Raw genomic sequence first — 22,084 nt, 5'->3', positions numbered from 1 at the left:
GCTATAAATTCGATAGCCTGCTATTTTTCTACCATGGTCTACCCTCAGTTCAGATGTTCTGAAACCAGGGGGATATCTCATGCTCGCGCAGCTTCCACCGGCCCTCCAGAATCTTCACTTGCCGCTTCGGCTGCGGCTCTGGGATGGCCATGAATTCACACTGGGCGCCGACCCCAGTGTCACGATCGTGGTAAAGGACCCACAGATGGTCGGGCAATTAACCCATCCCAGCCTGGATGCGCTGGGTGCGGCGTTCGTCGAAGGCAAACTGGAACTTGAGGGCTCGATCCACGAAGTCGTGCGGGTCTGCGATGAGTGGAGCCAGGCACTGGTGGAGGAGGACGCCGACAGCCATCCCGTGCGTTCGGCCCACGACAAGGAAACCGACGCCAAGGCGATTTCCTATCACTACGACCTTTCCAACGCGTTCTATCAGCTCTGGCTCGACAGCGACATGGCGTATTCCTGCGCCTATTTCGAGACCGGCAGTGAAACCCTCGAACAGGCCCAGCAAGCCAAGTTTCGTCATTTGTGCCGCAAGCTTCGGTTGCAACCCGGCGACTACCTGCTGGACGTCGGTTGCGGCTGGGGTGGGTTGGCGCGTTACGCGGCGCGGGAGTTCGGGGCCAAGGTCTTCGGCATTACCCTCAGCCAGGCGCAACTGGACCTGGCGCGAGAGCGGGTCAAGGCGCAGGGCCTGTCAGACCAGGTAGAACTGCAATTGCTGGACTACCGGGACCTGCCCCAGGATGGCCGCTTCGACAAAGTGGTCAGCGTGGGTATGTTCGAGCATGTCGGCCACGCGAACCTCGAGCAGTACTGCAAGACATTGTTTGGGGCTGTGCGAGAGGGCGGGCTGGTGATGAACCATGGCATCACGGCCAAGCACACCGACGGGCGTCCGGTGGGACGCGGTGCGGGGGAATTCATCGAGAAGTATGTGTTCCCCAATGGCGAGTTGCCGCACCTGTCGATGATCGCTGCCCACATCAGCGAAGCCGGGCTTGAGATCGTCGACGTGGAGAGCCTGCGCCTGCATTACGCGCGCACCCTCGATCACTGGAGCGAGCGTCTGGAAGACAACCTGGCGGCGGCCGCAAAGGAAGTGCCGGAGCAGGCATTGCGAATCTGGCGCCTGTACCTGGCCGGCTGCGCCTACGCGTTCGCCAAGGGCTGGATCAACCTGCACCAGATCCTTGCGGTGAAAACGCATGCAGACGGTAGCCACGATCTGCCCTGGACTCGCGACGACCTCTACACCCCTTAAAGGATCGGGGAAATAAGCCGGGCGATCCGCATGCCGACTTTCTGGAGGCGGTGGGTCTCCCGGCTTTCCTGTTTGTCGACTTCCTGGGCCTGGGCGAAGTCGCGTTCGAGCATCTGCTCGACTTCGCTGGCGAACGGGATGTCCACGGTCAGTAGCATGACTTCGAAATTCAATCGGAACGAACGGTTGTCCAGGTTCGCGCTGCCGATGGCGCTGATTTCCCGGTCGATCAGTACCACCTTCTGATGCAAGAAGCCTGGGCTGTAGCGGAACACCCGTACCCCCGCGCGCACGGCTTCAAACGCATACAGGCTGGAGGCGGCATAGACCACCTTGTGATCTGGCCGCGAGGGCAGGAGGATGCGCACGTCGACGCCGCGCAGTACTGCCAGGCGTAACGCGGCGAATACCGCTTCGTCAGGGATGAAGTAGGGCGTGGTGATCCACACCCGTTCACTGGCCGCGTGGATCGCCTCGACGAAGAACAGCGAGCAGGTCTCATAGGCATCGGCCGGACCGCTGGCGAGCAGTTGGCAGAGCACACCGTCGTCCGGGTAGGCGTCCGGTAAAATCAGCGGCGGCAATGAGCGAGCAGCCCAGAACCAGTCCTCGGCAAACGATTCCTGCATGCTCGCCACCACCGGCCCGCGCACTTCGACATGGGTATCGCGCCACGGCGCCAGCGGCGGCAGTTCGCCCATGTATTCATCGCCCACGTTGTGCCCGCCGACGAACCCCACCACGCCGTCCACCGCGACAATTTTGCGGTGGTTTCGAAAGTTGACCTGGAACCGGTTGAGCCAACCACTGCGGGTGGCGAACGCTTTTACCTGGACACCGCCATCGCGCAATGCTTGAACATACTGGTGGGGCAGGGAGTGGCTGCCGATACGATCATAGAGCAGGTACACCGCCACGCCTTCGGCGGCTTTCTTCAAAAGCAACGCGTGCAGGCGTCGGCCGAGATGGTCGTCGTGAATGATGAAAAACTGGACCAGCACCGCCTCGCGCGCGCTTTCGATGGCCTGGAAGATCGCTTCGAATGTAGCCTGCCCGTTGACCAGCAACCGCAGCTGATTATTCGCCAGGCACGGCGTACGCCCCAGTTTGGGCATCGCCCGCAAAGAAGCGTAGGCCTGCGAAGCGCGGGCGGCGAGGGCTTCCTCGACCCATGGGCGCCAGTTGAGCTCGGAGACAGCCTTGCGCATTTCTTCGTTGGCCTGCCGCCGCGCCTTGATGTAGCCATCGAAGGTGCTGCGACCGAAGACCAGATAAGGAATCAACGTCAGGTAGGGAATGAACACCAGGGAAAGGGCCCAGGCGATCGAGCCTTGGGCAGTGCGTACGGTCAGCACCGCATGGACGGCGGCGATGGAGCCCAGGGTATGCAGCAACGCGATCAGGTAACCGAAGATATGCGGGCCGAAATAATCCATGGGGCAGCCTTGCTCCTGAAGTTTCAATGCTTAACAGACCATGTTCCAGGGCGATTGTCGCTATTTAATTCAGCCATGTGGGCCTGAACCGAAACCTGTGGGCGGCGTCTAACGGCCACTTGTCCTCTGGAGTTTTCGCAATGAATGTTCGTCTGCTGGGTGTGGCCATGGCGATGGGGTTGTCGGTATCTGTGGCGGCCCAGGCACAAATGCTTCAGCCGGGATTATGGGAATTGACCTCCAGCAATATGAAAGTCGATAACCAGAATCTGCCGGACCTGCAGTTGATCCTGGGCCAGGTGCAAAATCAGATGACCCCGGAGCAGCGGGCGATGCTGGAAAAGCAGGGCATTACCATGGGCGGCAAAGGCATTCGCGTCTGCCTGACCCCGGCACAGGTGCAAACCAATGATATTCCCCTGCAAGACCCGCAGTCGGGCTGCAAGCAGCAGATCACCGAGCGGACCGGCAATCAGTGGAAATTCCGCTTCAGTTGCCCGAAAGCGCAGGGCAATGGTATTGCGACGTTCCAGAGTGATCGGGAATTCACGACCAAGGTGAGCGGCACTTTCAACGCCACCGGTATCCAGCAGAATGGCAGCCTCGATACCCGTGCGGTGTGGTTAGGCCAGGACTGCGGGACGGTCAAGCCGCGGGCTTGAAAGCCGGGCCAAAGATGAATGGCCTTGTGGGAGCCGAGAGCTCCCACAAACCTGACGCAATGTGATCAGGGTTTGCTCAACGCCTCGTACAAGGTGTTGAGGTTGTACTCGAACAGACCGGTGAATGTGCTGGCCGGGCCACTGGCGGCGAGTGCATCGGAGTACAGCGTGCCGCCGATGTGGGCGCCGCTTTCGTCGGCGATTTGCTTGAGCAGGCGCGCATCCTTGATGTTTTCCATGAACACCGCTTTGACGTTCGCTTGACGGATCTGGGTAATCAGCGCCGCGACTTCGGCCGCCGAGGGTTCACGTTCGGTGGACAAGCCCTGAGGTGCCATGAACTCGATGCCGTAGGCCTGGCCCAGGTAACCAAAGGCGTCGTGGGACGTCACGATCTTGCGATTGCCCGGCGGTAATGCGCCGAGCTTGGCCTTGGCCTCGGCCAACAGGGCGTAGATCTTTTTCAAGTAAGCCTGACTGTTGCGTTGGTAATCCGTACGGTTGGCCGGGTCAGCGGCTTTCAGTGCCTTGGTGATGTTGCTCACGTACAGCTCGGCATTCGCCAGGTTATGCCAGGCGTGCGGGTCGGGAACGGTTTCACCGTCCTCATCCAGCGAGCGCGGGATCACGCCACGGCTGGCGCTGATCACCGGCGCCGTGGTTTCGGTGCTGGTGACCAGGCGATCCAGCCACGGCTCGAAGCCCAAGCCATTCTTGATGATCAGTTTCGCCCGCAGCAGCGCCTTGGCGTCGTCTGGCGTGGGTTCGTAGGTGTGCGCATCGGCGTCCGGCCCGACCATGTTGGTGATGTGCACGTGTTCGCCGCCGATCTGTTGGGTCATGTCGGCGAGGATGCTGAAGCTGGTCACCACCTGGAGTTTCTCGGCAGCGGATAAAGACATGGACAGCATCAGGCTGAACAGCACGAGTAGAGCGCGCATCGGGAAACACCTCATTGGGATGTGAGCAAGGGTGGGCGGCGGAAAAGGCCGTGCACCGGACCGAATACCACGGACAGCAGGTACAGCACGCCGGCCACCAATACGATGGATGGCCCGCTGGGCAGTGAAAAATGGAAGGACAACAACAGGCCCAGCCAAACCGATAGACAGCCCAGGAGCGCGGCCACAGCCATCAGCACCGGCAGGCGGCGGCTCCAGAATCGCGATGCGGCGGCCGGCAGCATCATCAGCCCGACCACCATCAATGCGCCAATGGCTTGGAAGCCGATCACCAGGTTCAACACCACCAGGGTCAGGAACACGCCATGGGCCAGCGGGCCAAGACGACTGACGGTTTGCAGGAACAGAGGATCCAGGGTATCGAGCAGCAGGGGGCGATAGATCGATGCCAGCGCCAGGAGGCTGAGCCCCGAGACCCAGAGCATGCCGGTAAGCGTCGGACCGTCCACCGCCAATGCCGAGCCGAATAGCAGGTGGAGCAGATCCAGACGCTTGCCGGCGATGCCGAGAATCAACACACCGGCCGCCAGTGAGATGGGATAAATCGCCGCAAGACTGGCGTCTTCCCGCAGGCCGGTGCGCCGGGTGATCCAAGCGGCGAGGCCGGCCATGCTCAAGCCCGCGCCGAGGCCGCCGATTGTCAAGGCAGGCAGGCTGAGGCCGGCGAACCAGAAGCCCAACGCCGCCCCCGGCAGGATGCCATGGGCCACGGCGTCGCCGATCAGGCTCATGCGACGCAGGATCAGGAACACGCCCAGCGGCGCGGTGCTGCACGCCAGCACCAGGCCGCCCAGCAAGGCCCGCCGCATGAAGAGGAACTCCTGGAACGGTTGCCAGAAATGAGTGGCCGCGAGCATCAAGCCACCCACGCGCAGGGTTGTTGAGCAATCAGCTCGACGCTTCGGCCCAGCGTGCAACCCGTGTTTTTAATCAGCAGCGTTTGGGGAATATGTTGGCGTACCGCAGCCAGATCATGACACACCACCACCACGGTTCGACCTTCGGCATGCCAGCCGTGGATGTGTTTCCACAGCAGGGCCTGACCTTGTTCATCAAGGGCAGCATGAGGTTCATCAAGCAACAGCAGCGGCGCTTCGGCCAGGCTCAGGCGGGCGAGCAAGGCGCGTTGCAACTCACCTCCGGACAGCGCCATCAACGGTCGGCGTTCGAGGCCGGTCAGTGCCCAATCATCCAGTGCGCTTTGCAGCAACTGCTTACGAATGAGTGGGGTGTGTTTGTTTCCCCATGCGCCGGCAGCCACCAGTTCCTGCACGTTGATGGGAAACTGACGATCAAGGTGTTGCTGCTGGGGCAGGAACGAAACGCCGCCACGACGTGGAACCTCCAGCACAACTTTTCCGGACAGCGGCTTTTGCAGCCCGGCCAGGACTTTCAACAGGCTGCTTTTGCCCGAACCATTGGCACCGATGATTGCGGTCAGGCTGCCAGCCGGTCGCTCCATGTTCAGCGGCGGAGTGAGGGGTTGTCCGGGAGCACCCCAGCACAGATCCTGGCAACGGATCATGGTGCCTCCCGAGGCCAACGGCTGTGGGCGACGGCATTGTGGGCGTGGAGGCTTTCGGCATGAACGACTTGCACCTGGCCGGCAACGATGCTGGGTAATGGACTCAACGCCGCGTTCAATCGCCGGGCGGCGTCTTCGCAGAACATCAGGTTCTGCCCGTTGGCGAGGGCGAACGCTTGCTCGTCGGCACGCTTGACCGCTGTTTGCACCGCCGTACCGAGGGCGGCCTCAGCGTTGTCGATCACGGCCAGCAGCGGCATGTCGTTGCAATCGGTGTTCAAGCATAGGGTCAGGGTGGCTGTGCTGCGTTGGCTGTGAGGGGTCGCGACGATGCCATTAGACGAGCCCAGCCAGGCGAGAACTTCCGCGTGCTCGAGTCGCTTGTTTGCGAAATCGTCGACGAATTGTTGTTGGATCAACTGCCGGGCGAGCGCGGCCGAGCAGGGACAGGTGGAGGAATACGGAATTTGAATGCGCAGTTCCACGTGGAACATTGCATTTTCCAAGTGCGCTTCGATGCTTACTGGGTAGCTTTTCCAACCGGCCAGCGGACTGACCAATGCCGGTCGCTTGAGCAACACATCGGTGTGAATGCTCAAAGAGGCTGCGCGCGACAGGCCCTCATGGCTGTCGAGGAATTGCTGGAGGATTTCGCGCATCAGTGATGGAGCCAATGGTGCGTCTTCGAGCTTTTCCAGCGCCACGTACAAGCGAGACATGTGAATGCCCCGAGCGGTGCCGTCATCCAGGCTGACACCTGCATCGGCGGTTGCGCCCAGGCGTTGTCCGTCGATCAAAACCGGGGTCGCGATGCCGCACATTCCCACCCAATCGAGGGGAAGGGTTTCGCGTGAAACCTGCGCAGCCACGTCTGGCAGTGTTAACGCATTCATGGTCGAAGTCCGTGATGTGTTCAAAGTTGATGTTATAGTATTACATAAAATTCGAACACTCTTTGTTCATGAACGGAGTTTCATGTGCCTGCGTTCCACGTGAAACATCAAGGCATTGAGTTCTGGCAACCGTTGAGGCGACCGCAGATAAATGCGCCAGCGCTGCCGCCTGAGCTGGCGAAACGGTTGATCGTTGTCCATCCCACACGCCGGCTGTAACCCACCCAACTTTCGCCGTTGGAGGCTACGCCTGTGAAGAAGGTGAGCTGACCATACCGATCATTGGTTTGCGCCCAGTAGCGCCGGCTGGCCATTTCAAATCCGCGCAAGTAGACCGTCTTTCCAGCTGTCATGACGCTGTAGGCATTGCCTTGCCCATCTACGCACGCCAGCAAATTTGCGCTGCGTGTACAGGTCGCCAGCAGCGGACTTTGTGCCGAGGCTGCGCCCAGAGTCCATAGCAGCAATGTGCTCGCTACGACGAATCGCAGAAGTTTAACCATGGCGCGTTCTCGGAAGACGGGGGTTGGCAAGAGGTTGTTGTTATACTATAACATAAATATACCTAAGACTCGCCTGGGTCGAGGACGGGCCGTTGCGCGCGTCCGTCGTGACCCAGGTGGGTTGCCCGATGAGGATAGACCCCATGCCCAATCGCCTTCCCGTCACTGTGCTCTCCGGATTTCTCGGCGCCGGAAAAAGTACCTTGCTCAACCATGTCCTGCGCAATCGAGATAATCTGCGAGTCGCTGTGATCGTCAACGATATGAGCGAGATCAACATCGATGGCAGCGAAGTCCAGCGCGATGTGACACTTAACCGCGCTGAGGAAAAACTCGTGGAAATGAGCAATGGCTGCATCTGCTGCACCCTTCGCGAGGATTTGTTGGAGGAGGTTGGCCGCCTCGCCAGGGAAGGGCGTTTCGATTATCTGCTGATCGAATCCACCGGTATCTCCGAACCGTTGCCGGTGGCTGAAACCTTCACCTTCCGTGATGACCAAGGTCGGAGCCTGGCCGATGTTGCCCGGCTCGACACCCTGGTAACGGTGGTGGATGGGGTGAATTTCCTGCTGGATTATCAAGCCGCCGAGAGCCTCGCATCCCGAGGAGAAACATTGGGGGAGGAGGACGAACGCTCCATCACCGACCTGCTGATTGAGCAGGTCGAGTTTGCCGATGTGATTCTGATCAGCAAGATCGACCTGATCAGTCGTGACGAGCGGGAAGAACTGATGGCGATCCTGCAACGCCTCAATGCCCAGGCGCAGGTCATTCCCATGACGATGGGGCAGGTGCCTTTGGGGCGAATCCTCGACACCGGCCTGTTCGACTTTGAGCGCGCCGCCCAGGCCCCCGGCTGGCTCCGCGAAATGCGTGGCGAACATGTGCCGGAAACCGAGGCGTACGGCATTGCCTCGACAGCCTACCGGGCGCGCCGGCCGTTTCATCCCCAGCGCTTTTTCGACTTCATCGACCGGCCATGGACCCAGGGTAAACTCCTGCGTTCGAAGGGCTTCTTCTGGTTGGCCAGCAAACCTGAGGAGGCGGGCAGTTGGTCCCAGGCGGGCGGTTTGATGCGGCATGGCTTTGCCGGACGCTGGTGGCGCTTCGTCCCCAAGGACCAGTGGCCACAGGACCCGGAGAGCACCGCGGCGATCATGAACCATTGGCTCGCCGCCACGGGCGACTGTCGCCAGGAACTGGTCTTCATCGGCCAGGGCCTCGATTTTGCCCGACTCACCGCCGAACTGGACGCCTGTCTGCTGACCGATGCGGAAATGGCCCTCGGTGTCGAGGCGTGGCGTCGGTTGCCGGACCCGTTCGGCACCTGGCATGACGAGGTTGCAGCGTGATGGCGGCGCCACTGCTGCACAGCGTCGTGACGCGCCAGGTGCAGGGTGATACCCCGCAGACACTGGCCCAGGTCTTGGCCGACGACACCAACCTGGCGGTGTGGCAGCGCCAGCTTCCCGCGCACATCAGCGATTTTGCGGCGATGGTGCTGTCGATGGACCAACCTCTCGCCGAATCACGGGTGCTTGAAATACCGGACGACGAGACCGCGCCGAACCTGGCCAACCTGGCCGCAGGCTTCGTGGATCTGCAAGGCCACGATGGGTTCATCGCTGACGTCGCCTGGCTGGTCAGTGCGTTTGCGTGCTTGCTGGGCGCGCGGCGTGTCGGCCTGCGCCTGCGGACATTGGACAAGGCCATGTGCCCGCGCTTTCACGTGGATCACGTGCCGGTGCGATTGTTGACCACGTATGCGGGCGTTGGCAGCCAGTGGCTTGAGGAAGGCGCAATGGATCGGCGACGGCTTGCCGAGCCCGCGGCGGAGCCTGGCGATCCACGCCTCATCCAGCAGTTTCGCAGCGGTGACGTGGGCTTGCTGAAGGGCGAGAAATGGCACGGCAACGAAGGCCGGGGCCTGATTCATCGCTCGCCGGCGCTTGCCCCGGGGCAGCGCCGGCTGATCCTCACGCTGGATTGGCTGGCTTAAGGGGCGAGCCAGGTGCCCTGGTTCTGCCCCTGGCAAAATGGCTTGAGGTACGCGGCATCGGTGGCCACGCCGTAATAGTGAATATCCTGGCGATAAGGCATATTGGCGACTTGGGCGTTGCTGCAAATGCCGAACGCGCCGCCAGGGCATTGATCAACGTACTGCACGTCGACTTTCTGGCCGGCAAGGTTGGGTTGGCAGAAACCGTCGGCGAACAGCTTCGCTGGGATGTTGCGGTTCTGCTGGCAGACTTTCACATCCAGCCGTTCCGCCTGGCTGTGGACCACGCAAGCCTGGGCCAGCACCTGGCTTGACGCCAGCGCCAGCAACAACCCGCCCATCATCCGCATCTTCACCTCCATCGAAAGCCGTCGATTATGTTGCAGCACATTCCCACCCATGTCATCGCCGGCCCCTTGGGCGCCGGCAAGACCAGCCTGATCCAGCACTTGCTGGCCCAGCGTCCGGCCAACGAGCGCTGGGCGGTGCTGATCAACGAGTTCGGCCAGATCGGCCTGGACGCCGCGCTGCTGACCCGAGCTGCCGATGGTATCGCACTGGGCGAGGTGGCCGGGGGTTGCCTGTGTTGCGTCAATGGCGTGCCGTTCCAGATCGGCCTGGGTCGACTGCTGCGCAAGGCGCGGCCCGACCGGCTATTCATCGAGCCCTCGGGCCTGGGCCATCCCATGCAGTTGATGCAGCAATTGAACGAGGCGCCATGGCTCGGCGTGCTGGCGGTGCAACCCTGCGTGCTGGTGCTCGATGCGCGGGCGCTGGCGGACGGCAGGCCAGTGCCCGACGCCCAGCTGGAAACTCTGGCGGATGCGGGATTACTGGTACTGAACAAGTCCGAGACCCTCACACAAGCTGATCGCGAACGTGTGGCCGGGCAATTGCCTGGGCGCGCGCTGCACTGGACCCAACACGCGGCGTTGCCCCTTGATCGATTGCCGGGGCTGGCCGCTCGAGGGCGCGAGGCCGTGGCTCATCTGAAACTGCCCCAGGGCGTGGGCGCGCTGTCGGCAGTCTGGAGCGACCCCTCCCTGCCGATTTGCCTGTTCCAACAGCAAGAGACTGCCTGGAGCATCGGATGGCGCTGGCACCCCAGCCAACGGTTCGATACGGCGGCGGTGATCCAATGGCTGCAAGGCTGCGCCTGGAAGCGGGCGAAGATGGTGATCCACGGCGCCGACGGTTGGTGGTCGGCCAACGCGGTGGAAGGGGCGACACCGGACTGGCACCCCAGCGAATGGCGACAGGATTCACGCGTCGAGCTGATCTTTGACAGGCCGCAAGACGTGGCTATGTTGCAGGCCGGTCTGGCGACATGCCGGTGCCTCTGAACCTGCACTGGTTCAGGGCTTCCACTTGTTGTGTTCCTGTCGCCACTGGCTCAGTTCAATGACTTCGGCCCTGGGCCGGGTCTGGACCGGTTCGATCGGTGCGGGTGGGGTTTCTTCGAATGGCATCGGGTAGGGCGCCAGTTCGATGTGGGCACTGTGGGCGCCGAACTGGGTAATGGTGCCCGAGTGGCGGGTTTCGCCCGTGACAGTGAATTCGAAGTTATAAATACGCGCCAAGCGTCGTCGGCCGTTGGCGTCCTTCACGAACCCGATCTTCTTCAGTGCCACGTTGCCGTCGAGCAATTCGATCTTGAGCTGGGCGCAATGCTGCATGACCCTTGCCAGCGCCCGTTCACGCAAACCATGGTTGTGCCACAGCCAGGCGCCGCCGGTGGCCAGCAGCATCAGCACGAAGATGTTTCCAAGGGTCAGCATGAACGAAGTGCTCCAACAAGTTGCCGTCAGCTTAACTGTGTCGCCGGTCTGTCGTACAGGCTGCGTTTAGTCGCATACTGCGCGGCTTGAATTTCAATCGTTTTACGGAAACCTCCCGCATGAAACGTACACCTCATCTGCTTGCCATCCAGTCTCATGTGGTATTCGGTCATGCCGGCAACAGCGCCGCCGTGTTTCCGATGCAGCGGGTCGGGGTCAATGTCTGGCCGCTCAACACCGTGCAGTTTTCCAATCACACCCAGTACGGCCAATGGGCCGGAGAGGTGCTGGCGCCGCAGCAGATCCCGGCCCTGGTGGAGGGCATCGCGGCCATCGGTGAGTTGGGTCAATGCGACGCGGTGCTGTCTGGCTACCTGGGCAGCGCCGCCCAGGGGCGGGCGATTCTGACCGGTGTCGCGCGGATCAAGGTGGCCAATCCGAAGGCGTTGTACCTGTGCGATCCGGTCATGGGGCATCCTGAAAAGGGCTGCATCGTGGCGCCCGAGGTGAGCACGTTTCTGCTGGAAGAAGCCGCTGCCGTGGCGGACCTCATGTGCCCGAACCAACTGGAGCTGGACAGTTTCTCGGGACGCAAGGCACAGTCATTACTCGATTGTCTGGCCATGGCCCGGGCGTTGCTGATCCGTGGGCCTAAGGCGGTGCTGGTCAAGCACCTGGCCTACCCTGGCAAGCCTGAAGACAGTTTTGAAATGCTGCTGGTGACCGCCGATGGCAGTTGGCACCTGCGCCGGCCGCTACTGGCTTTCCCGCGTCAGCCGGTGGGCGTGGGTGACCTGACGTCGGGGCTGTTCCTGGCGCGAATACTGTTGGGGGACAGCCTGGTGGCGGCCTTCGAATTCACCGCCGCCGCTGTTCATGAGGTGCTGCTGGAAACCCAGGCATGCGCCAGTTACGAGCTGGAGCTGGTTCGCGCCCAGGACCGCATCGCCCATCCGCGTGTGCGCTTCGAGGCGGTGCCGATCAGCCTCTGATCACCCCCCAGGCTGCTGCGTGCTTTGTGGGAGCGGACAAGCCCGCTCCCATCTTCTCTGCGGCGCCGTTACGGCCCGTCGGCCTTGATCTCCTGATAACGTTTTTCCAGTTCCTGGCGGATCTGGCGACGTTGCTTGGCCTGTTCGAAGCGGCGCTTCTCCTCGCTGTTCTGCGGTTGCAGTGGCGGGACGGCAGCGGGTTTGCGCTGATCGTCCACCGCGACCATGGTGAAGAAGCAGCTGTTGGTATGGCGCACCGAGCGTTCACGAATGTTCTCGGTCACGACCTTGATGCCGACTTCCATCGACGTGTTACCGGTGTAGTTCACCGACGCGAGGAAGGTCACCAGCTCGCCGACATGAATCGGCTCACGGAAAATCACCTGGTCAACCGACAACGTCACCACGTAGCGCCCGGCGTAGCGGCTGGCACAGGCGTAGGCGACTTCGTCGAGGTATTTGAGCAGGGTACCGCCATGGACATTGCCAGAGAAGTTGGCCATATCGGGGGTCATCAACACCGTCATCGACAGTTGGGCGTTTCCGGGTTCCATAACGTACTCACGGTTCAAGGCAGCGATGTAGGAAGGCACCTCTACGGGCGCTCATGGGGAGGCTGCAGGCGACACACTTTGCATACCACCGATATCGGGACGCTGGGCCTGTGTTTGCCGTCACGCGCCGATGGATCTGTTTCCTTATATTGCACCGTCTTTTTGTCGGAAGTCGCGGTGTTACCCTTCAAAAAGCCCATGTGAGGGCATTTCCTACAACTGAAACGGACTTATCCAGCCCTGCGTTGGGTCATCGGGAACAGGGAGCCGCGCCATGCATGCCATCAGTTTTATCCAGGATCTGGCGATCATCATGATGGTAGCGGGGGTGGTGACTGTACTCTTCCACCGTTTCAAGCAACCGGTAGTGCTGGGCTACATCGTCGCCGGTTTCATCATCGGCCCGCACACGCCGCCATTCGGCTTCATCCACGACGAAGACACGATCAAGACCCTGGCCGAGCTGGGGGTGATCTTCCTCATGTTTTGCCTGGGCCTGGAGTTCAGCCTGCGCAAGCTGTTCAAGGTTGGGGCTACCGCGTTCATCGCGGCATTCCTCGAAATTGTACTGATGATCTGGATCGGCTACGAAATAGGGCGCTGGTTTGACTGGAGCACCATGGACTCGCTGTTCCTGGGCGCGATCCTGGCCATTTCCTCGACGACCATCATCGTCAAGGCCCTCAACGACCTGAAGATGAAGAATGAACGTTTCGCCCAGCTGATCTTCGGCGTCCTGATCGTCGAGGACATCCTGGGCATCGGCATCATTGCCTTGCTCTCGAGTATTGCCGTCAGCGGCACGGTGAGCTCTGGCGAGGTGTTTTCCACGGTCGGCAAGTTGTCGTTGTTCATGATTGTCGCGCTGGTGATCGGCATCCTGCTGGTGCCGAGGCTGCTGGCCTATGTGGCAAAGTTCGACAGCAACGAGATGCTGTTGATTACCGTGCTGGGCCTGTGTTTCGGCTTCTGCCTGCTGGTGGTGAAGCTGGAATACAGCATGGTGCTCGGGGCCTTCCTGATTGGCGCGATCATGGCCGAGTCGCGGCAGTTGCTGAAAATCGAGCGGCTGGTAGAGCCGGTGCGCGATCTCTTCAGTGCGATTTTCTTTGTGGCCATTGGCTTGATGCTCGATCCGGCCATATTGCTGCAGTACGCCTGGCCGATTGCCGTGATCACCGCCGCAGTGGTGCTGGGCAAGATGCTGTCCTGCGGGCTCGGCGCCTTTATCGCCGGGAACGACGGGCGTACCTCGTTGCGAGTTGGGATGGGGCTTTCACAGATCGGCGAATTTTCTTTCATCATCGCTTCGTTGGGGATGACCCTGCAGGTCACCAGCGATTTCCTCTATCCGGTCGCGGTCGCCGTTTCGGTCCTGACCACGCTGATGACGCCTTACCTGATCCGAGCCGCCGACCCGCTGTCCGTAAGGTTGGCGACCGTCATGCCGAAACGTCTGACGCGGGTACTGGGGATGTACGGTGAGTGGTTGCGCAGCATCCAGCCCCAAGGCGAGGGGGCGATGGTGGCTTCGATGATCCGACGGATTCTGCTCCAGGTGGGCGTCAATCTGGCGCTGGTGATCGCGATCTTTGTCTCGGGTGGTTATTTTGCCGAAGGCATGTCGGCTTACCTGCAAGCCTGGATCAGTGACCCAAGCTGGCAAAAAGCGTTGATCTGGGGAGGGGCGTTGCTGTTGTCGCTGCCGTTCCTGATTGCCGCGTACCGCAAGCTCAAGGCGCTGTCGATGCTGTTGGCAGAGCTGGGCGTGAAGCCGGAGATGGCCGGCCGTCACACCCAGCGCGTGCGTCGGGTGATCGCCGAAGTGATCCCGATTCTTTCGTTGCTGATGATTTTCCTGCTATTGGCAGCCTTGTCGGCCAGCATTTTGCCGACCAACAAGCTACTGGTTCTGATCGCCGTGGTGGCCATCGCGGTGGCCGCGTTGCTCTGGCGCTGGTTCGTGCGCCTGCACACACGGATGCAGGTGGCCTTGCTCGAAACCCTGGACAATCACAAGGAGTCGTCCGGGCATTGATTGGCCGCGGCGAGCGTCGATCAGCTTTCCAGCCAGACGTCCCGGGCCCAGTGCCAGACCGATTCCCAGGTTTCCTCGGCGATCAGTTCTTCTTCGGCTTGCCACAGCACCACGGTGCCGTCTTCTTCGACGCAGTAGTAATCGTCGCCATCCTGGCAGATCGGAATCAGGCTGCGGTCGACGCCGGCGTCCCAGGCGTTGGCAGCCACTTCCGGCAGGTAGGTGTGTGACTGTGGGTCGGTAACGGTGACCGGCTCCAGGCTGCCGTAGACGACATCGCTGACGGTCAGCAAAAACTCCCTGAAGACGAACGGGATATCGATGAACAGCTGCTCTTCGATCTCTACCAGCAGGTCTTCGTCGGGCAACTCCAGCGGAACCGGCACGGGTTCGTTGGCTTCACGCAATTGTTCGATGATTTCTTCCACGTCCGGGGATCCTCTTTCTCGATGGCGCGGTTTTGTATGGAGCGGTTTATACAGTAGCTCGCTATAGATGCAACCGCGAAATAGAAAACCCCGGCCGGGGCCGGGGTTCTTTTATTTCAACATGCAAAACGCGCCAAGGTTCAACTGTTCTGGCGGATACCGGCTACCAGCCAAGGCTGGTCATCGCCCTGGGCACGTTCCATGTTCCAGCTTTCGCTGAACGCTTCGCCCTGGTCGAAGCGGGAGTTTTTCGACACGCCGCTGAAGGTCAGGGTGGCGATGGTCTTGTCGGCACGATCATCGACGCCGTCCAACTGCACGTGCAGATTGTCGATGTGAGTGGACTGGAAGCCGTCACCCAACTCGGCACGCTCGCGCTTGAGGAACTCCAGCAGCTGTGGGGTCACGAATTCGGCGATCTTGTCCATTTCGTTCGCGTCCCAATGCTCCTGCAGGGCCTGGAAGTGGCTGCGGGCAGCTTCGACGAAACGCTGTTCGTTGAACCAGGCGGGTGCGTTGATGACCGGACGGGCCGCCACGGGCGCTGCCGAACCACCGAAGATCGAACCGCCAGCGGGTTGCTGGTTGAACACTTCACGCTGCATCGGCGCGCCGGCCGGAGCGAACTGCTCCTGCTGCTTGCGACGGCGGGCGGCGATGAAGCGGAACACCAGGAAGGCGATGACCGCCATGATCAGGATGTCGAAGATCTGCATACCCTGGAAGCCGTCGCCCATGAACATGGAGGCGAGCAGGCCACCGGCGGCGATGCCGGCCAATGGGCCGAGCCAGCGCGAAGCGCCGCTGGCCTTGGTGGCAGCGCCAGCGGCACCGGCCGCACCGGCGGTGGCCGCCGTGGAACCGGCTGCCGAAGAAGGCGCCATCTGGCTGGTTTGGTGAGTCGGAGCGGCCCCCGAGCTTTTACCACCGCCAAAGCGCTTGGCGGCGTTGGCATCGATGGCCATCGTCAGGCCAATGCACAGCGCCATGGCGATGCTAAGAAAACGTTTCATATAAAGGCATTCCCATTTGTGAATAGCACACGCGCCATGTTGCACAGGTGAAGTGGTGCTGGCTAGCGGCAGAGTGTTTCGGGCTTTTGCGCGACAGGTGAGGTTCAGCTTCAATCGCGCAAGAGGGCTTGTTCGCTTTTGGCTGTAGGAAAGATGCATAAGTTCTGTCGGAGAACTGAAGGCAACCTTGCTGTAGGAGCGAGCCTGCTCGCTCCTACAGGGACAGACCCGCTTTGTGGCCGGTTCAGATCGCTTCGAGCTTGGCATACCCCAGCATCAGCCATTTGCTGCCTTCGCTGAAGTTCACCTGCACCCGGGCCTGGGCGCCGGCGCCTTCGAAGTTGAGGATCACTCCATCGCCGAACACCGAATGCCGTACGGCCTGGCCGAGGCTGAAGCCGGTTTCCGGGATATCGCTGCCACCGAACAGGCTGCTGGTGCCTTGCGACTGGCCGCCGAACGGCCGGCTGACGCTGTTGGACAGGCGCACTTCCTGGATCAGGCCCTTGGGCACTTCACGTACGAAGCGCGACACCTTGTTGTAGGTCTCGCTGCCATACAAGCGTCGGGTCTCGGCATAGGTCATGACCAAGTTCTGCATGGCCCGGGTGATGCCGACGTAGGCAAGACGCCGTTCCTCTTCCAGGCGTCCGGGTTCTTCCAGGCTCATCTTGTGGGGAAACAAGCCTTCCTCCATGCCCACCAGGAACACGTAGGGGAATTCCAGGCCCTTGGCGCTGTGCAGGGTCATCAACTGTATGCTGTCTTCGTGCTCGTCGGCCTGGGTGTCGCCGGCTTCCAGGGAGGCATGCCCGAGGAACGCCGCCAGGGGCGATAGCTCCGCGTCTTCCTCGGTGTTCTCGAAGTTGCGTGCCGCGCTGACCAGTTCCTCAAGGTTTTCCACCCGAGCCTGGCCTTTCTCGCCTTTTTCCGCTTCGTGGTAGGCGATCAGGCCGGACTGTTCGATGACGGTCTGGGTCATCAGGTGCAGCGGCATCTCCACGCACTTGGCGGCAAGGTCTTCGATCAGGTCCATGAACGCCTTCAGTGCGCCGGCCGCGCGCCCGGTGACGCCCTTGTTGGCCACCAACTGGCGCATGGCCTCCCACATGGACACATGGCTGTGGCGTGCGTGATCGCGAATCGCTTCGACGGTCTTTTCGCCAATGCCTCGCGTCGGCACGTTGATCACCCGCTCCAGGGCCGCGTCGTTGCCGCGGCCTTCGATCAGGCGCAGGTAGGCCATGGCGTTCTTGATTTCGGCGCGTTCGAAGAAGCGCTGGCCGCCATAGATCCGGTACGGGATCCGTTCGCGTAGCAAGGCCTCTTCCAGCACCCGCGACTGGGCGTTGGAGCGGTACAGGATGGCGATGTCGCTGCGCGCCAGCCCGGTTTTCAACGCGCTCTCGATGGTTTCCACCACATAGCGGGCTTCATCGTGTTCGTTGAAGGCGGCATAGAGGTTGATGGCCTCGCCTTCGCCGCCGTCGGTCCACAGTTCCTTGCCCAGGCGCCCGGTGTTATTGGCGATCAGGGCGTTGGCGGCCTTGAGGATACCGGCGGTGGAGCGGTAGTTCTGTTCCAGGCGGATGACTTCGGCGTCCGGGAAGTCCGCCGAGTACTGGTGGATGTTCTCGATCTTGGCACCGCGCCAGCCGTAGATGGACTGGTCGTCGTCGCCCACCACCATCAGGCTGTCGCCACCCTTGGCGAGCAGGCGCAACCACGCGTATTGCACGGCGTTGGTGTCCTGGAACTCGTCCACCAGCACATGGCGGAAACGCTTCTGGTAGTGCTCCAGCAGGCCGGGATGATCACGCCACAGGTCCAGCGCCCGCAGCAGCAGCTCGGAGAAGTCGATGACCCCGGCGCGCTGGCAGGCCGCCTCGTAGGCTTCGTAGATGCTGCGCATGGTCGCCAGGAACAGGTCGCCGCTGGCCTGGATGTGTTGCGGGCGCAGGCCTTCGTCCTTCTGGCCGTTGATGAACCACTGGGCCTGGCGGGCCGGCCAGCGCTGCTCGTCCAGGCCCAGTTCGCGGATCACGCGTTTGACCAGGCGTTGCTGGTCGTCACTGTCCAGGATCTGGAAGGTCTGGCTCAGGCCGGCTTCCTGCCAATGGGCCCGCAGCAAGCGGTGCGCCAGGCCGTGGAAGGTACCGACCCACATGCCGGCGGGGTTGATGCCCATCAACTGCTCGATGCGATGCCGCATCTCGGCCGCGGCCTTGTTGGTAAAGGTCACCGACAGGATCGAATGAGGCGAGGCGTTCTCGACCTGGATCAACCAGGCGATACGGTGCACCAGCACTCGGGTTTTACCGGAGCCAGCACCGGCCAGGACCAACTGACGACCCACGGAGGCGGCTACGGCCTGGCGTTGGGCATCGTTGAGGGAATTCAGCAGAAGGGAGAGATCATCGCGCATCGGGGCATTCTAGGGTGCGGCGCCACCCCGGGCAAACTCCGCTTCGCCTGAGCCGATGAAAGATCGTTTGAGGATGACCGGTTGGTCATGGGCTGCAGCCGTTGTCAGTGCTCGCTTGCAGAGGCCGCGGGGTGAGGAACAGGCGAGTATTTTCCGTATTTTTATGAGCTGGAGCAGTGTGGGATGGCCTCGGGCTTGTGTATGCTCGGTGCTCGTTTTCGGGTTCTCCGTGCCCTCTGAATAAGAACAAGAACAGTGCCTATGACCCTTAATTCCGATCTGGCGGGCCCTTGTGTGGAGCCGCGGGTCATTCGCAAGCAGTACGCCACGGAGATGGCGGTAGAGCGTACACGGTTGCTGTACCAGGGCTCGCTGCTGCCTACGCTGTTCATGTTGATCAATGGCCTGGTCTGCGCCGCGCTGCTGTGGGAGCCCCGGCGCTATTTCCTGGTCAGCGTCTGGCTGGTCTGGTTGCTGTCGCTGGTCGCGTTGCGGGTGATCCAGGTCGCCGCGTTCGACTCGGCGATACCCAGCCGCCAGGCACACCCGATCTGGTTGCGCATGTTCCTGCTGGGCTCGGCGATGACCGGCCTGACCCTGGCCGGTGCTGGCATCGCGTTGGTGCCGGCCGACAGCTTCCAGCAACAGGCCTGGGTATTCGGCCTGATCGGCGCCGCCACGCTCTCGGCCAGTGTCGCCTATGCCGTGAGCCTTCCAGCCTTCCTGTCATTTACCCTGCCGTGCCTGTTGCCGGCCATCGGCTATCTCTTCTGGGGCGGTGATGAGCAGCAGCACGGCTGGGGTTGGCTTGGACTGGTGGTGCTGGTCTCGCTGAGTGTCGTGGCCTGGCAGGTCAATCGGCTGATCCAGAACGGCCTGCTGCGGCGGTTCCAGAACCAGGCACTGATCGAACACTTGCAACAGGCGCAAGCCCGCGGCGGGCAGCTCAACGAGGCACTGGCCCGCGAGGTCGAGCAACGTCGCACGGCGGAAGACAAATTGCGGGCCGCCCAGGTTGGCCTGGAGGCACGGGTCGCGCAACGCAGCCACGAGCTGGAGCTGGCCAGCCAGGCCCTGAGCAAGAGCGAGGCGCGCCTGGCCCTCGCGCTCAAGGCCAGTGAGCTGGGGTTGTGGGACTGGAATCTGCAAACCGACGAAGTCCACCACACCCAGCTCAAGGAATTGTTCGGCCTGGAGCCCGAGTACGTCACGGCAATGCTCAGCCATCTCACCCCGCGCTTGCATCCCCAGGACCTGCCGGCCCTCAAGCGGGCCCTCGTCGAGCACCTCAAGGGCCGCAGCGAGGATTACCAGATCGAGTACCGCGTGCGTCACGGCGACGGTCACTGGGTCTGGATCGAAGACCGTGGCCGGGCCGTGGAGCGCAGCGCTGGCGGTCGGGTGTTGCGCATGGTCGGCACGCGGCGAAACATCAGCGCTACCAAGGAGCAGGAGCAACAGCGGCAACTGGCGGCCACGGTGTTCGAGGCCGCCAGCGAAGGCATCGTGATTTTCGATCCGGGCTTCGTGCTGCTGGCCGCGAACCAGGCCTTCACCCGGGTGACCGGCTTCAGCATCGACGACATACTCGGCCGCAATGTGGTGGATCTGCCATGCAGTCGCGACGCACGCCGGCACTACCCGGTCATCCGCCAGTCGCTCAAGCAACATGGCACCTGGCAGGGCGAACTGGTGGAAGCGCGGGCCAACGGCGAGCTGTATCCGCAGTGGCTGCACCTGAACGTGGTGCGTGATGCCCGGGGCAATGTCAGCCATATCGTCGGCTTCTTTGCCGATCTTTCAGCGCGGCGCGAATCCGAAGAGCGGATGCGCTACCTGACTCACTACGACGAATTGACCGGGCTGGCGAACCGTTCACTGTTTCGCGAACGCTTGCAGGAAGCGCATCAGCGGGTACGCCAGGGTGGACGGCGCAGCCTGGCGCTGCTGCACATCGATCTGGACCGCTTCAAATTGCTCAACGACAGCCTGGGTCACGACATCGCCGACCAGTTGCTGCAGAAAATGGCCCGTCGCCTGATCAATGCGCTGCCCGAGGCCGACACCATTGCCCGCTTGTCCGGCGATGAGTTCGGCGTACTGTTCGATGCCTATGGCAATCTCTCCAGCCTGGCGCGGGTCGCCACGCGGCTGTCGGCCAAGTTGCGCTTGCCGCTGACCATCGAAGGCCATGAGCTGGTGGTCAGCGCGTCCATTGGCATCAGCCTGCTGCCCGACAATGCGCGGGAAGTCTCCGCACTGGTCAGCCAGGCGAACATGGCCATGCAACATGCCAAGCACTTGGGCGGCAACAACTTCCAGTTCTACACCGACAGCCTCCAGGCCAGCACCCTGGAGCGCCTGCAGTTGGAGAACCAGCTGCGCAAGGCCCTTGAAGAGCAGCAACTGAAGGTCTTCTATCAACCCAAATTGTGCCTGGCCACCGGCCGCCTGAATGCCGCGGAGGCGTTGGTGCGCTGGGACCATCCAGCCATGGGGCGGGTCCCGCCGGGCGACTTCATCGGGCTGGCCGAGGAAACCGGGCTGATCGGGCCGATTGGCGAGTTCGTGTTGCGCCAGGCGTGCTGGCAGGCGTGTGAATGGCAGCGCCAGGGGCTCGCGCCGATCAGGGTATCGGTCAACCTGTCGGTGCATCAGTTGCGCCAGGGCAAGTTGGTCAGCCTGGTACGGCAGGTGCTGGAGGAAACCGGGCTGGAGCCTCGGTATCTGGAACTGGAACTGACCGAGAGCCAATTGCTCGACAGCGTCGAACATATCATCGCTACGTTCCAGCAACTGCGCGACCTGGGCGTGACGCTGGCGATCGACGACTTTGGCACGGGCTATTCGTCCTTGAGCTACCTCAAGCGGATTCCCGTGGACTACGTGAAGATCGATCAGGCCTTCATTCGCGGGTTGGGGGAGGGCAGTGAGGATGCGGCGATCACCCGGGCAATCATCGCCATGGCACATGGCTTGTCGTTGAAGGTAGTGGCCGAGGGCGTGGAGCGGGAAGACCAGTTGGCGTTTCTCAGGAACGAGCAGTGCGATGAGGTGCAGGGCTACCTGATCAGCCAGCCGATCGAGGCGCAAGGGCTTGGGGACTTGTTGAGGGCTCAGCACTGATTGTACGGGGAACTTCCCACCAACCCTTTATTAAGTTGGTGGGAAGTCAGGAAGCGCTGTTTTTTAATCGGTAATCAGAACGTTATCGATATGGTGCAATAATTCGCCTTCGTAGAAAATACTGACGCCGGTTACATTGGAATTGCCACTGACTTTATATTCGACAGGTTTGTCAGTAATGACTTGCAAATGCATGCCGTCAGAAGTTTCAAGTTTCAACTCCAGGCGCAGGTCGAAGGATTTGTCTTGTACCAGGCTGCGCTCCAGCTTCGGTGTAACGCCGGCGTGGGGCACGGTAACGGTGCCGTTGGTACGGAAGAAAGCGTCGCCGGGCATGCGGTTGATGTGTGCGGTCCAGTCTTTGGTTTTAATGTTCATGGTGTCACTCCTTTGAGAATGTATTGGCTTCCTGCGGACTCAATATAACCATCCGACCAAGAATGAGAAATCACCCAGGCTGTTTCATTTGTAAGTTGATTTATT

At 61.4% G+C, this 22,084-nt stretch carries 21 protein-coding genes; 8 read left to right on the top strand and 13 right to left on the bottom strand.

Annotated elements, in window-relative coordinates:
• The first annotated feature begins 79 nt into the window (after positions 1–79).
• Positions 80–1,267 carry a C17 cyclopropane fatty acid synthase CfaB gene (gene cfaB, locus V3H56_RS27435; protein WP_042729919.1) on the top strand — a complete coding sequence of 396 codons (1,188 nt, stop codon included), beginning with the start codon at positions 80–82 and terminating at the stop codon, positions 1,265–1,267.
• Here the strand turns inward: cfaB and cls are convergent.
• A complete protein-coding gene (gene cls, locus V3H56_RS27430; protein ID WP_047735380.1) occupies positions 1,264–2,703 on the bottom strand; it encodes a cardiolipin synthase in 1,440 nt (479 codons plus the stop codon). The genes cfaB and cls overlap by 4 nt on opposite strands.
• Positions 2,704–2,843: 140 nt before the next feature.
• On the opposite strand from cls, the gene V3H56_RS27425 reads away from it, so the two are divergent.
• Positions 2,844–3,365, top strand: a complete 522-nt coding sequence (locus V3H56_RS27425; protein ID WP_047735382.1) for a DUF3617 domain-containing protein — start codon at positions 2,844–2,846, stop codon at positions 3,363–3,365.
• A 65-nt stretch (positions 3,366–3,430) separates the two neighbouring features.
• On the opposite strand, the gene V3H56_RS27420 is transcribed toward V3H56_RS27425, so the two are convergent.
• From V3H56_RS27420 to V3H56_RS27400, 5 genes are all read right to left on the bottom strand, one after another.
• A complete protein-coding gene (locus tag V3H56_RS27420) occupies positions 3,431–4,306 on the bottom strand; it encodes a metal ABC transporter substrate-binding protein (RefSeq protein WP_047735384.1) in 876 nt (291 codons plus the stop codon).
• An 11-nt stretch (positions 4,307–4,317) separates the two neighbouring features.
• The gene (locus tag V3H56_RS27415; protein WP_047735389.1) at positions 4,318–5,184 is read right to left on the bottom strand and encodes a metal ABC transporter permease; all 867 of its coding nucleotides are present in this window, start codon (positions 5,182–5,184) and stop codon (positions 4,318–4,320) included.
• Positions 5,184–5,852, bottom strand: coding sequence for an ATP-binding cassette domain-containing protein (locus V3H56_RS27410; protein WP_042729924.1), 669 nt, complete (start codon positions 5,850–5,852; stop codon positions 5,184–5,186). The genes V3H56_RS27415 and V3H56_RS27410 overlap by 1 nt, the downstream gene beginning before the upstream one ends.
• On the bottom strand, positions 5,849–6,745 hold the full coding sequence (gene folE2, locus V3H56_RS27405; RefSeq protein ID WP_047735391.1) for a GTP cyclohydrolase FolE2: 897 nt from the start codon (positions 6,743–6,745) through the stop codon (positions 5,849–5,851). The genes V3H56_RS27410 and folE2 overlap by 4 nt, the downstream gene beginning before the upstream one ends.
• A gap of 107 nt (positions 6,746–6,852) precedes the next feature.
• Positions 6,853–7,248 (bottom strand): glutamine synthetase, encoded by a 396-nt coding sequence (locus V3H56_RS27400; protein ID WP_080964261.1) that lies wholly within the window; start codon positions 7,246–7,248, stop codon positions 6,853–6,855.
• A gap of 143 nt (positions 7,249–7,391) precedes the next feature.
• Between V3H56_RS27400 and zigA the strand changes: the two genes are divergently transcribed.
• Positions 7,392–8,600 carry a zinc metallochaperone GTPase ZigA gene (gene zigA / locus V3H56_RS27395; protein ID WP_047735393.1) on the top strand — a complete coding sequence of 403 codons (1,209 nt, stop codon included), beginning with the start codon at positions 7,392–7,394 and terminating at the stop codon, positions 8,598–8,600.
• Positions 8,600–9,247, top strand: coding sequence for a DUF1826 domain-containing protein (locus V3H56_RS27390; protein ID WP_047735394.1), 648 nt, complete (start codon positions 8,600–8,602; stop codon positions 9,245–9,247). The genes zigA and V3H56_RS27390 overlap by 1 nt, the downstream gene beginning before the upstream one ends.
• Here the strand turns inward: V3H56_RS27390 and V3H56_RS27385 are convergent.
• The gene (locus V3H56_RS27385) at positions 9,244–9,597 is read right to left on the bottom strand and encodes a hypothetical protein (protein ID WP_042731757.1); all 354 of its coding nucleotides are present in this window, start codon (positions 9,595–9,597) and stop codon (positions 9,244–9,246) included. The two genes, V3H56_RS27390 and V3H56_RS27385, sit on opposite strands and share 4 nt — an antisense overlap.
• Before the next feature lie 27 nt (positions 9,598–9,624).
• Between V3H56_RS27385 and V3H56_RS27380 the strand changes: the two genes are divergently transcribed.
• The gene (locus V3H56_RS27380) at positions 9,625–10,590 is read left to right on the top strand and encodes a CobW-like GTP-binding protein (protein WP_047735397.1); all 966 of its coding nucleotides are present in this window, start codon (positions 9,625–9,627) and stop codon (positions 10,588–10,590) included.
• A 12-nt stretch (positions 10,591–10,602) separates the two neighbouring features.
• Here the strand turns inward: V3H56_RS27380 and V3H56_RS27375 are convergent, their stop codons facing one another.
• Positions 10,603–11,025, bottom strand: a complete 423-nt coding sequence (locus V3H56_RS27375) for a DUF3301 domain-containing protein (protein ID WP_042731759.1) — start codon at positions 11,023–11,025, stop codon at positions 10,603–10,605.
• Between the two features lie 119 nt (positions 11,026–11,144).
• Here V3H56_RS27375 and pdxY point away from each other — a divergent pair, with 119 nt between their 5' ends.
• Entirely contained in the window at positions 11,145–12,017 is an 873-nt protein-coding gene (gene pdxY, locus V3H56_RS27370; protein WP_047735399.1) for a pyridoxal kinase PdxY, read from the top strand.
• A gap of 68 nt (positions 12,018–12,085) precedes the next feature.
• Here the strand turns inward: pdxY and V3H56_RS27365 are convergent, their stop codons facing one another.
• The gene (locus tag V3H56_RS27365; protein ID WP_042731761.1) at positions 12,086–12,571 is read right to left on the bottom strand and encodes an acyl-CoA thioesterase; all 486 of its coding nucleotides are present in this window, start codon (positions 12,569–12,571) and stop codon (positions 12,086–12,088) included.
• 274 nt (positions 12,572–12,845) lie between these two features.
• On the opposite strand from V3H56_RS27365, the gene V3H56_RS27360 reads away from it, so the two are divergent.
• Positions 12,846–14,609: a cation:proton antiporter gene (locus V3H56_RS27360; RefSeq protein ID WP_047735400.1), complete on the top strand. Its 1,764-nt coding sequence runs from the start codon at positions 12,846–12,848 to the stop codon at positions 14,607–14,609.
• Positions 14,610–14,629: 20 nt separating this feature from the next.
• Here the strand turns inward: V3H56_RS27360 and V3H56_RS27355 are convergent, their stop codons facing one another.
• The 3 genes from V3H56_RS27355 to uvrD all read right to left on the bottom strand — a co-directional run bounded on the left by V3H56_RS27355 (position 14,630) and on the right by uvrD (position 18,475).
• Positions 14,630–15,037 (bottom strand): SMI1/KNR4 family protein, encoded by a 408-nt coding sequence (locus tag V3H56_RS27355; protein WP_042731763.1) that lies wholly within the window; start codon positions 15,035–15,037, stop codon positions 14,630–14,632.
• A gap of 140 nt (positions 15,038–15,177) precedes the next feature.
• Entirely contained in the window at positions 15,178–16,050 is an 873-nt protein-coding gene (locus V3H56_RS27350) for a Tim44 domain-containing protein (RefSeq protein ID WP_047735401.1), read from the bottom strand.
• A 244-nt stretch (positions 16,051–16,294) separates the two neighbouring features.
• A complete protein-coding gene (gene uvrD / locus V3H56_RS27345; RefSeq protein ID WP_042732060.1) occupies positions 16,295–18,475 on the bottom strand; it encodes a DNA helicase II in 2,181 nt (726 codons plus the stop codon).
• 261 nt (positions 18,476–18,736) lie between these two features.
• Between uvrD and V3H56_RS27340 the strand changes: the two genes are divergently transcribed.
• The gene (locus V3H56_RS27340) at positions 18,737–21,601 is read left to right on the top strand and encodes an EAL domain-containing protein (protein ID WP_042732061.1); all 2,865 of its coding nucleotides are present in this window, start codon (positions 18,737–18,739) and stop codon (positions 21,599–21,601) included.
• A 63-nt stretch (positions 21,602–21,664) separates the two neighbouring features.
• Here the strand turns inward: V3H56_RS27340 and V3H56_RS27335 are convergent, their stop codons facing one another.
• A complete protein-coding gene (locus V3H56_RS27335; RefSeq protein ID WP_042732062.1) occupies positions 21,665–21,979 on the bottom strand; it encodes a hypothetical protein in 315 nt (104 codons plus the stop codon).
• Positions 21,980–22,084 lie beyond the last annotated feature (105 nt).

It is taken from the genome of Pseudomonas sp. MS646 (assembly GCF_036693845.1).
GTDB lineage: Bacteria > Pseudomonadota > Gammaproteobacteria > Pseudomonadales > Pseudomonadaceae > Aquipseudomonas > Aquipseudomonas chlororaphis_E.
Note: the sequence above shows the minus strand (reverse complement) of the source record. Positions and strands in the feature narration are given on the sequence as shown.

Excerpts from the sequence above, each read along its gene's own strand:
- cfaB (WP_042729919.1), top strand. The coding sequence starts at position 80 with ATGCTCGCGCAGCTTCCACCGGCCCTCCAGAATCTTCACTTGCCGCTT.
- cls (WP_047735380.1), bottom strand. The coding sequence starts at position 2,703 with ATGGATTATTTCGGCCCGCATATCTTCGGTTACCTGATCGCGTTGCTG.
- V3H56_RS27425 (WP_047735382.1), top strand. The coding sequence starts at position 2,844 with ATGAATGTTCGTCTGCTGGGTGTGGCCATGGCGATGGGGTTGTCGGTA.
- V3H56_RS27420 (WP_047735384.1), bottom strand. The coding sequence starts at position 4,306 with ATGCGCGCTCTACTCGTGCTGTTCAGCCTGATGCTGTCCATGTCTTTA.
- V3H56_RS27415 (WP_047735389.1), bottom strand. The coding sequence starts at position 5,184 with ATGCTCGCGGCCACTCATTTCTGGCAACCGTTCCAGGAGTTCCTCTTC.
- V3H56_RS27410 (WP_042729924.1), bottom strand. The coding sequence starts at position 5,852 with ATGATCCGTTGCCAGGATCTGTGCTGGGGTGCTCCCGGACAACCCCTC.
- folE2 (WP_047735391.1), bottom strand. The coding sequence starts at position 6,745 with ATGAATGCGTTAACACTGCCAGACGTGGCTGCGCAGGTTTCACGCGAA.
- V3H56_RS27400 (WP_080964261.1), bottom strand. The coding sequence starts at position 7,248 with ATGGTTAAACTTCTGCGATTCGTCGTAGCGAGCACATTGCTGCTATGG.
- zigA (WP_047735393.1), top strand. The coding sequence starts at position 7,392 with ATGCCCAATCGCCTTCCCGTCACTGTGCTCTCCGGATTTCTCGGCGCC.
- V3H56_RS27390 (WP_047735394.1), top strand. The coding sequence starts at position 8,600 with ATGGCGGCGCCACTGCTGCACAGCGTCGTGACGCGCCAGGTGCAGGGT.
- V3H56_RS27385 (WP_042731757.1), bottom strand. The coding sequence starts at position 9,597 with ATGCGGATGATGGGCGGGTTGTTGCTGGCGCTGGCGTCAAGCCAGGTG.
- V3H56_RS27380 (WP_047735397.1), top strand. The coding sequence starts at position 9,625 with ATGTTGCAGCACATTCCCACCCATGTCATCGCCGGCCCCTTGGGCGCC.
- V3H56_RS27375 (WP_042731759.1), bottom strand. The coding sequence starts at position 11,025 with ATGCTGACCCTTGGAAACATCTTCGTGCTGATGCTGCTGGCCACCGGC.
- pdxY (WP_047735399.1), top strand. The coding sequence starts at position 11,145 with ATGAAACGTACACCTCATCTGCTTGCCATCCAGTCTCATGTGGTATTC.
- V3H56_RS27365 (WP_042731761.1), bottom strand. The coding sequence starts at position 12,571 with ATGGAACCCGGAAACGCCCAACTGTCGATGACGGTGTTGATGACCCCC.
- V3H56_RS27360 (WP_047735400.1), top strand. The coding sequence starts at position 12,846 with ATGCATGCCATCAGTTTTATCCAGGATCTGGCGATCATCATGATGGTA.
- V3H56_RS27350 (WP_047735401.1), bottom strand. The coding sequence starts at position 16,050 with ATGAAACGTTTTCTTAGCATCGCCATGGCGCTGTGCATTGGCCTGACG.
- uvrD (WP_042732060.1), bottom strand. The coding sequence starts at position 18,475 with ATGCGCGATGATCTCTCCCTTCTGCTGAATTCCCTCAACGATGCCCAA.
- V3H56_RS27340 (WP_042732061.1), top strand. The coding sequence starts at position 18,737 with ATGACCCTTAATTCCGATCTGGCGGGCCCTTGTGTGGAGCCGCGGGTC.
- V3H56_RS27335 (WP_042732062.1), bottom strand. The coding sequence starts at position 21,979 with ATGAACATTAAAACCAAAGACTGGACCGCACACATCAACCGCATGCCC.